The 7,996-nt window shown below is 68.6% G+C and carries 10 protein-coding genes; 5 read left to right on the forward strand and 5 right to left on the reverse strand.

The window, feature by feature from the left end; translation table 11 throughout:
- Positions 1-100: 100 nt before the first annotated feature.
- The 5 genes from ACFYPM_RS18710 to ACFYPM_RS18730 all read right to left on the reverse strand — a co-directional run bounded on the left by ACFYPM_RS18710 (position 101) and on the right by ACFYPM_RS18730 (position 3,743).
- Positions 101-892 carry a maleylpyruvate isomerase family mycothiol-dependent enzyme gene (locus ACFYPM_RS18710; protein WP_387198123.1) on the reverse strand — a complete coding sequence of 264 codons (792 nt, stop codon included), beginning with the start codon at positions 890-892 and terminating at the stop codon, positions 101-103.
- A 110-nt stretch (positions 893-1,002) separates the two neighbouring features.
- A complete protein-coding gene (locus tag ACFYPM_RS18715) occupies positions 1,003-2,496 on the reverse strand; it encodes an MFS transporter (RefSeq protein ID WP_387198126.1) in 1,494 nt (497 codons plus the stop codon).
- A 33-nt stretch (positions 2,497-2,529) separates the two neighbouring features.
- Positions 2,530-3,159, reverse strand: coding sequence for a TetR/AcrR family transcriptional regulator (locus ACFYPM_RS18720; protein ID WP_357239414.1), 630 nt, complete (start codon positions 3,157-3,159; stop codon positions 2,530-2,532).
- Between the two features lie 144 nt (positions 3,160-3,303).
- On the reverse strand, positions 3,304-3,510 hold the full coding sequence (locus ACFYPM_RS18725; RefSeq protein ID WP_387198131.1) for a hypothetical protein: 207 nt from the start codon (positions 3,508-3,510) through the stop codon (positions 3,304-3,306).
- Positions 3,511-3,557: 47 nt separating this feature from the next.
- Positions 3,558-3,743 carry a hypothetical protein gene (locus ACFYPM_RS18730; RefSeq protein WP_387198134.1) on the reverse strand — a complete coding sequence of 62 codons (186 nt, stop codon included), beginning with the start codon at positions 3,741-3,743 and terminating at the stop codon, positions 3,558-3,560.
- A gap of 341 nt (positions 3,744-4,084) precedes the next feature.
- Between ACFYPM_RS18730 and ACFYPM_RS18735 the strand changes: the two genes are divergently transcribed.
- The 5 genes from ACFYPM_RS18735 (at position 4,085) to ACFYPM_RS18755 (ending at position 7,883) form a co-directional block, all read left to right on the forward strand.
- Positions 4,085-4,951 carry a helix-turn-helix domain-containing protein gene (locus ACFYPM_RS18735; RefSeq protein WP_387198137.1) on the forward strand — a complete coding sequence of 289 codons (867 nt, stop codon included), beginning with the start codon at positions 4,085-4,087 and terminating at the stop codon, positions 4,949-4,951.
- Positions 4,944-5,141, forward strand: a complete 198-nt coding sequence (locus ACFYPM_RS18740; protein ID WP_387198140.1) for a DUF397 domain-containing protein — start codon at positions 4,944-4,946, stop codon at positions 5,139-5,141. Before ACFYPM_RS18735 ends, ACFYPM_RS18740 begins: the two co-directional genes overlap by 8 nt.
- Before the next feature lie 231 nt (positions 5,142-5,372).
- Complete coding sequence (locus ACFYPM_RS18745) at positions 5,373-5,729, forward strand: L-rhamnose mutarotase (protein WP_387198143.1); 357 nt, start codon at positions 5,373-5,375, stop codon at positions 5,727-5,729.
- A gap of 308 nt (positions 5,730-6,037) precedes the next feature.
- Complete coding sequence (locus ACFYPM_RS18750; RefSeq protein WP_387198146.1) at positions 6,038-6,865, forward strand: peptidoglycan-binding protein; 828 nt, start codon at positions 6,038-6,040, stop codon at positions 6,863-6,865.
- A 55-nt stretch (positions 6,866-6,920) separates the two neighbouring features.
- Positions 6,921-7,883 carry a hypothetical protein gene (locus ACFYPM_RS18755; protein ID WP_387198149.1) on the forward strand — a complete coding sequence of 321 codons (963 nt, stop codon included), beginning with the start codon at positions 6,921-6,923 and terminating at the stop codon, positions 7,881-7,883.
- Positions 7,884-7,996: the final 113 nt, after the last annotated feature.

Consider the following 7,996-nt stretch of genomic DNA (forward strand, 5'->3'; position numbering starts at 1 on the left):
GGGTTGGTGGGTGGTGGGGCCCCCGCCGCGGGGGGGGGGGGGGTGGGTGGGGGGGGGGGGGGGGGGGGGGCGGGGCCCCCCCCCCCCCCACGGCCGCTGGTCAGAAGCCGACGAAGACTCGGCGCAGGTCGTCGAGGGGCACCGCGCCGGTCGCCCGCACCCCGTCGGGGGTGTGCTGGGTGCCCAGCCGCCCGGTGGCCAGCCGCAGCCACGCCTCGGCCGGGGCGTCCAGCTCGCCGTCGGGACGCTCCGGCGCGTCGACGACCTCGACCTTCTCGCCCAGCCGCAGCCCGAACGTCCGCTCGGGCGCGTGCAGCCGGACCAGCAGCGTGGCCTCCCGCCCGGCCAGCTCCTGCGGTCGGCTGGTCCAGGCCAGCATGCCGCCGATCTGGTCGAGCAGCAGCGCCACCGCGCCCGGCGTCACCGCCGCGAACGGGTTGAACGCCACCTCCGTGTCCCACTGGTGCAGGGCGAACTCGCTGAGCCGGAACCGGGCCGCGGTGGCCACGTCGACCGGCTCCGGCAGGAAGCCGAGGTCGATCCGCATCGAGGAGCGGGTATCGGCGTCCAGTGCCTCGTACGCCTCGACCAGCCGCTCGTTGGTGGCGAGGAACCCGGCGGCGTGCTCGGCCGGGGCCATCGCGTCCCAACGTGCCCAGACGCCACGGTTGAAGTCCCCGTCCGGGCCGGGTGCGCCGGTGCGGGCGGCCTCCAGCGTCGCCAGGTTGATCTCGGCGCCGCTGCCCAGGTGGCTCAGCACCTGGGAGACCTGCCACTCGCTGGCCCCCGACGGCCGGAGCAGGTCGTCCTCCTTGAGGTCCCGCACGAGCGTGGCGAGCTCCTCGTGGCCCGCGCGCAGAGCTGTGATGATCTGGTCAGCAGGGGTCGACATGGATCTCCTCAAACGGATTTTCGACGATGGTCGGGACGTTACCGGATGTGGCCGCCGGCCGGTCCACCCCACGCTCGGGGCGCTCCGGCCGGCGGCCACATCGGGTCGGCTCAGCCCAGGTGGGCGGTGGTGACGGTCGGGACGTCCTCCTTGCGGACCTTCACCAGGACCAGGGTGGCCAGGCCGGCGAGCACGATCAGCGCCGCGCCCCAGGCGAAGGCCACCCGGTAACCGTGCACCAGCGCCTCGACCTGGTTGACCGGGTTCGGTGCCCGGCCCACCAGGTAGGCGGCGACCGCGCTGGTGTAGAAGGTGTTCAGCAGGGCGGTGCCGAGCGAGCCACCGATCTGCTGGGTGGCGTTGAGCGTCGCGCTGGCCGCGCCGGCGTCGTGCTCCGGCACCCCGACCAGGGCGAGGCTGGACAGCGGGACGAAGGTGAAGCCCAGCCCCAGGCCCAGGATGACCTGCGCGGGCAGCAGGTGGGTGAGGAACGAGGTGTCCGCGTCGATCTGGGTCAGCACCAGCATGCCCAGGGCCGCGAGCACGGCACCGGCGACCATCAGCGGCTTGGCGCCCAGTCGCGGCATCAGCTGGCTGGCGCCACCCGCGGCGATCAGCACACCGGCGGTGACCGGCAGCGACGCGAGACCCGCCTCCAGGGGCTTGTACTGGAGCACCACCTGGAAGTAGAAGGTCAGGAAGAGGAACGCCCCGAACAGGCCGGCGCCGATCAGCGTCGAGGTGAGGAACGCCCCGCCCCGGTTGCGGTCCAGCACGATCCGCAGCGGCAGCAGCGGGTGGCTGGAGCGCAGCTCGATCACCACGAAGGCGGCGAGCAGCACCACGCCCGCGGCGATGAAGCCGAGCGTCGCGGTGGCGTCCCAGCCGTCCTCGGCGGCCTTGGTGAAGCCGTACACCAGGGAGACCAGGCCGGCGGTCACCACGACCGCGCCCGGTACGTCGTAGCGGGTGTTGCCCTTGGCCCGGCTCTCCGGCACCAGCGGGAGCGCGAAGGCGATGGCGATCGCGGCGACCGGGATGTTGACCAGCAGGCACCAGCGCCAGTTGGCGTACTCGGTGAGCACCCCGCCGAGCAGCAGACCGACGGCCGATCCACCGCCGGCGATCGCGCCGTACACGGCGAAGGCCTTGGCCCGCTCGCTGGCCTCGGTGAACAGCACGGTGAGCAGCGCCAGCGCGGCCGGGGCGAGCAGCGCACCGAAGGCGCCCTGCAACGCGCGGGCGGCGAAGAGCATCCCGCCGGTGGTGGCCAGACCGCCCAGGGCGGAGGCGAGCGCGAAACCGGTCATGCCGACCAGGAAGGTGCGCTTGCGCCCCCAGTAGTCGGCGATGCGACCGCCGAGCAGCAGCAGTCCACCGAAGGCCAGCGTGTACGCGGTGATCACCCACTGCCGGTTCGCGTCGGTGATCCCCAGGTCGGCCTGGGCCTTCGGCAGCGCGATGTTCACGATGGTGGCGTCCAGGACGACCATCAACTGCGAGACCGCGATGACCGCCAGCGCGATCCAGCGCCGCGGGTGCGGCGCGCTTGTCGACGCCCCGGCGCCGGGTGCGCCAGGTGCGGTCGAGGTGGTTCCGGGCATGGTGAAGCCTTCCGTGTTGCGGATGTCGGTGGGTCAGGCCGGTGACGGGCGGTCGGGCTGGTAGCGGAGGACCGGGATCAGCACCTGGTCGACGACCTGGATGAGAAACGCGTCGTCGGCGGGCAGGCCGTGCGCGACGATGCGGGACAGGGTGAGCGCGGGCGCGAGATCGTGGAACAGCTCCCGTTCGCCGGCCTCGGGCGGGATCTCCCCCCGGGCGGCGGCCCGGACCAGGATGGCCGTGCTGGCCACCCGCCCGGCCGGTAGCACCTGGTGGCGTACCAGGCGTTCCAGCTCGGGGTTGGTCCGCATGGCGAAGGTCAGCGCCTGCATCAGGTCGCAGTCGGCCACGCAGATCGCTGCCGTGGCGCGCAGCAGCTCGATCAGGTCACCGCGCAGGCTGCCGGTGTCGGGCGGGTTGTGCACGCCGACGTGCCGGTCGCGTAGGGCGGCGACGACCAACTCGGCCTTGCCGTCCCAGCGTCGGTAGATGGTGGCCTTGCTGACGTGGGCGCGGGCGGCGACGGCGTCGATGGTCATCCGGTCGAAGCCGACCTCGCGCAGCAGGTCGATGACCACACCGAACAGGTCGCTGTCGGTGCACCGGGGGACCCGGGCGGCCGGCACCCCGGCACCCGCGCCCACCTGCTGACCACCCAGCATCCCAACCCCCCGCGAAACGATGTCGTACTGACACTAGTTCGCGGATGGCTGATCGTGCAGGACTTCGTGAGTTGTGTCGCACTGATTCGACGAAACGATTGCGTTTCCGCTGGGAGTCTGGCAGATGAAACCCGGTGGTCAGGATCAGTACAGCCGCGGTGGCTTCCGCTTGGTGGCGGGCGGCCTCGGTGGTGGAGGTGGCACGTACTGGACGTGCTCGGGCCGAATGAACAGGGAGCGCCGCGCGATGGCTTCACCCCTGCTGTCGAGCTGGTAGCAGTCGATCCAGCACCAGCCGTGGTAGGTGGGCCAGTCGAGCTTCCTGATCACCCGTACCGTGATCGGCTTCATGAACTGAACGCTGGCGGCGTGATCCAGCCGCAGTAGGTCGCCTGCCCTCACGGCTGCTGGTTCTGGTTCCGCCGGTCGCGCCAGGCGTTGAGGCGTAGGGCGGCCTGCCGCAGGCGAGGGCACGAGCCATCGGAACGGCATTTGGAGCAGACGTCGCGATGATGGAAGTCGATCACGTAGCCGGCCATGATCACCAAGAACGGTGGCTCAGGCCTGATCTCCTCACGCACCATGACGGTCGTCTCGCTGGTTGCGTCGCTTGAGCGCGTGGCGCCTGGTGGTGGCCTCGTCCGGCTTCGGTGGCGACGGCGGAGGGTCGCACGCTACGGGCTGGTAAGCGGAGCGCTCAACCACGTCGACCGGCTCTTCTGGACGTTGGAACCACTTCCATCGACGCACGTCTGCCTCCGGGGATTACTGGCTACTCCCAGGCACAATTCAGCAGCGTCGAAGTCATATGCAAGGCTATCCATGAGACTGTCATGAAGAGATGCGCTTTGTGGGTGCTGATGCATGAGCGATCTCACCGGGAGCCGGATGGCGCGTCAGGATGAGACGAGAGAGATGGTGGTGAATGACTGACATTGGCTCGACAGTGCCGAGGAGGGAGCTGGGCCGGCTCTTGCGACAGACCAGGGAGCAGGCCGGCATCGGGTTGGAGGTCGCAGCCTCTAACCTGGAGTGGTCTCGAGCCAAGATGTATCGCATCGAGTCCGGCCAGACGCCCATGCGTGCCCTGGACGTAGACCAGATGTGCCGGCTGTATGGAGCCTCGCCAGAGATGACTGAAGTCCTGGTGAGTCTTGCCAAGGAGTCCAAGAGCAAGGGTTGGTACCACGCCTACGGCGAGGTCATCCCGAGATGGTTTGAGTTGTACGTAGGGCTTGAGTCAGCAGCCAGCAGCATCCGGACATACGAGCACGCGCTAGTTCCAGGCCTGTTGCAGACGCCTGAGTACACCGCTGCGATTGTCCGCACGAGGCGGGGTGTCTCCGACGAGGAGGTAGCCAAGGTGGTTGGGCTCAGGACCGAACGTCAGCGGCTTCTCACCAGGCGGCATCCTGCGGCACCTCGCTTAGAGGTGATCATCGAGGAGGCGGTACTACACAAGCTCGTCCCCGGCATGGGGCGGCAGATAGACCATCTGTTGGCGTCGAGTGAGGCACCCAATGTGTCCGTCAGGCTCCTACCGATAGCCGAGAAGCTGAGCAGGGCAGCTATAGCGGGAAGCTTCGTGGTGCTCGACTTCCCGACCAAGGGTGCCAGGTCGGCGGAGCCAACGACCGTCTTCAACGAGGGTCTGTCAGGGGCGTTGTATCTTGACCGTCTTGAGGAGGTCAAGGCGTACGCCGAGGTGTGGAACACGCTCAGGGAGCAAGCTCTGGACGTGGAGGATTCGTGCGAGCTGATGCAAGAAATCAAGGAGAGGCACTATGGATGATCTGACCGGCGCTAGCTGGCGCAAGAGCACCAGGAGCAGCGATTCGGGTAACTGCGTTGAGGTCACCGACAACCTCCCTGACGTCGTCGGTGTGCGGGACAGCAAGGATGTTCGGGGACCGGCCCTGGCGTTCACTGCGGAAACCTGGCGAACGTTCATTGCTGACGTTCGTGCTGGGGTCCTGAGCTGAGCGCGCTTCGGAGCGGAGTCACCTCCGGCTGTTGGGGCTGACGACACCGTTCCCATTCCTGCGGTGCGGAACCGGTAGCAGGTGGTTATCGCGGGTCGCGGCAGGCTGACCTGGCACCGACTGAGCGTTGATCTCGACGTGGGCTACTGAGATCATCGGTCGCTTGGCTCGCGGGCCAGCTCGATCCAACCACCTCACACGAAGGGGCCCGACGTGAAACGTCATGGCTGCGTGATCCGACTCCGTCCCGAGCAGCGGGAAACCTACCTCCGGTTGCACGCCGCCGTCTGGCCGAGCGTCGAGAAGACGCTGCGCGAGGCGAACTTCCGCAACTACACCATCTTCCTGCACGATGACCTGCTCTTCGGCTACTACGAGTACGTCGGCGAGGACTACGAGGCCGACTCGCGGCTGATCGCCGCGGACCCGCAGACGCAGGAGTGGTGGAAGCTGACCGACCCGTGTCAGGAGTCGATCGCCGAGCCTGGCTCGGGGGACTGGTGGGCCCCGATGCGCGAGATCTGGCACCTGGCCGACGAGGCGGTCGCGCAGGCGCCCGACCCGACCCAGCAGGGCTCTGGCAACTAGGCGGGCAATTCCTCACTCAGGCCGGGGTCGCGGCGAGGGGCGCTGGCCCTCCGCAGTGGTTGCCCGCCTGGTCGATGTGCTGGTGAGCGGTATGCCTCACAGTCATGAATATGACTCTGAGGCTACCGCTCACTGTCGTATCCGCTCCCCGGGAGGTGACCGGTGGTCACCGCCCGCGGCGCCCACCGCCCCACCGACCGGCAATCTCGTGGAGGTTCGTCGGCCCCAACGGGGTGACAACTCACCTTCCGCATTGAAGACTAGCTTCATCCGGTCATGGGGATTGGTCAATATCCTACGGAGGAAGCGTGCTCACGAGAAGGAACCTGCTCGTCGCCGCCGGCGCGGCTGTGGTCGGCGCCGTACCGCTGGCTGGCCCGGCCGCGGCCGCGTTGCCGCAGCTCGACATGGAGGCGCTGATCAAGGCGGCCCAGATCGACCCGCGTCGGCCGGACACCGCGCTGACCGAGGGGGCCAAGGACAGCGTCCTGCTGGTGGAGCGCGCACTCCAGGCGAGAGGGCTGCTCTCCTCGGCCTACGTCGACGGTCACTTCGGCACCAGCACGATCGCCGCGTACGCCGCGTACCAGCGGTCCCTCGGCTACGGCGGTCTCGACGCGACAGGTCTACCCGGCCCGTCGTCGCTGCGGTCGCTCGGCGAGGGACGGTACACCGTGGTCAGAGAGATCTCACCCGGCAGCGTGGTGACCCTGCGCGATGTGCAGGTCAACACACGCACCAGGTCGATGCTGATCGAGGCCGAACGCCTGCTGGGTCGTCAGCTCGGCATTACGCAGGGCTCGTACAGCAGCGGTGTGGGCGCCTCCGCCGGCACGCACGACGGCGGCGGCGCGCTCGACCTCTCGGTCAGCGGTCTCTCCTCGGCGGTCCGGACGGACGTGCTGCGGCGGCTGCGCACGGTGGGCTTCGCCGCGTGGCTGCGGACCCCGGCCCAGGGGGACTGGGGCTACCACATCCACGCCGTCGCGCTCTCCGACACCGATCAGTCGACAGGTGCGCAGAACCAGGCCGGCGACTATTACCTCGGTCGTAACGGCCTGGCCAACCGGGGCGTCGATGATGGCCCAGCGGTCAACCCGAAGCGGACGTGGGAGGAATACCAGCGCACGCTCTGAGGCCTACCGGTTCACCCATGCTGATGCCGGCTGTTCGTCGTACAGAGGAGCGAAGTTGTCCATTCGTAGTAGCCGTTTCCTGCGCGGCACCGTCGCCGTGCTCACCACGGTCCTGACCACCGCGGCGGTCAGCGTCGCCGGTTCGACCGGGGCCCAGGCGGCCGTGAACACCTCGACGAGTTATCTGGTGGTCTACAACAACAACATCGAGAACTGGCTGCCCAGCTCCTGTGCGGACGGGTACAGCTGGGACCGGCTGATCACCTACCTCAAGGGCCGGCCGTTGAGCCCGGACATCTTCACCGTGCAGCAGGTGTCCAACCAGACTCAGCTCAACACCCTGACGCAGCGACTGTCCGACGAGCTGCCCGGCACCTACGCCGGGCAGATCGCGATCGCGAGCCCGGGTTCGATGGGCTACACCAGCACCTGCGGCAAGCTGAAGAACCAGCAGACCAACGCGGTCGTCTACCGCTCCGACCGGTTCACGTTCGAGGACGCCACCCGTTGGCGATCCGACGCCCCCGAGGACTACGACGCCGGCACCGGCGGGTGCCAGAACCTCGAACCCACGCGCAGCAGCCAGGACCGGGTCCACAACATCGCCGTCCGGTTGCACGACAACGTCCGCAACGAGGACGTGTCGGTTGCCTCGATCCACTGGCCGACCAACACCTGGCACGGCCCGCTGTGCGCCGACGAGAACATCAAGGAGGCCGACGAGGCGATGGACCGCCTTGGCGGCACCCTGAAGATCGTCGCGGGTGATGCCAACGCCGAGCCCGAGGACGCGGGCTGGTGGAACGACGGCAGGGCCGACGGCTACCGCGACCCAATCGCCGAGAAGTGCGGCAGCCGCGACTGCTCCTCCGCGTACGACACCAACGGCAGTCGGCGGATCGACTTCCTGCTGGTCAAGAGTGGCAACGGCTTCAGCAACGCGGCGACCGTCACGCCGTCGGTGACCGGTGGTGAGTACTCCGAGCACCGCGCTGTGACCGCGTACGTGAACTACTGACGACCCGGGGGGGGGGGGGGGGGGGGGGGGGGGGGGGGGGGCGGGGGGGGGGGGGGGGGGGGGGGGGGGGGGGGGGTCGGAGATAGGAAGACAAATAAAAACCAAAGTGGTGT

Origin of the sequence: Micromonospora sp. NPDC005203 (genome assembly GCF_042872705.1) — a bacterium.
Classification (GTDB): Bacteria; Actinomycetota; Actinomycetes; order Mycobacteriales; family Micromonosporaceae; genus Micromonospora.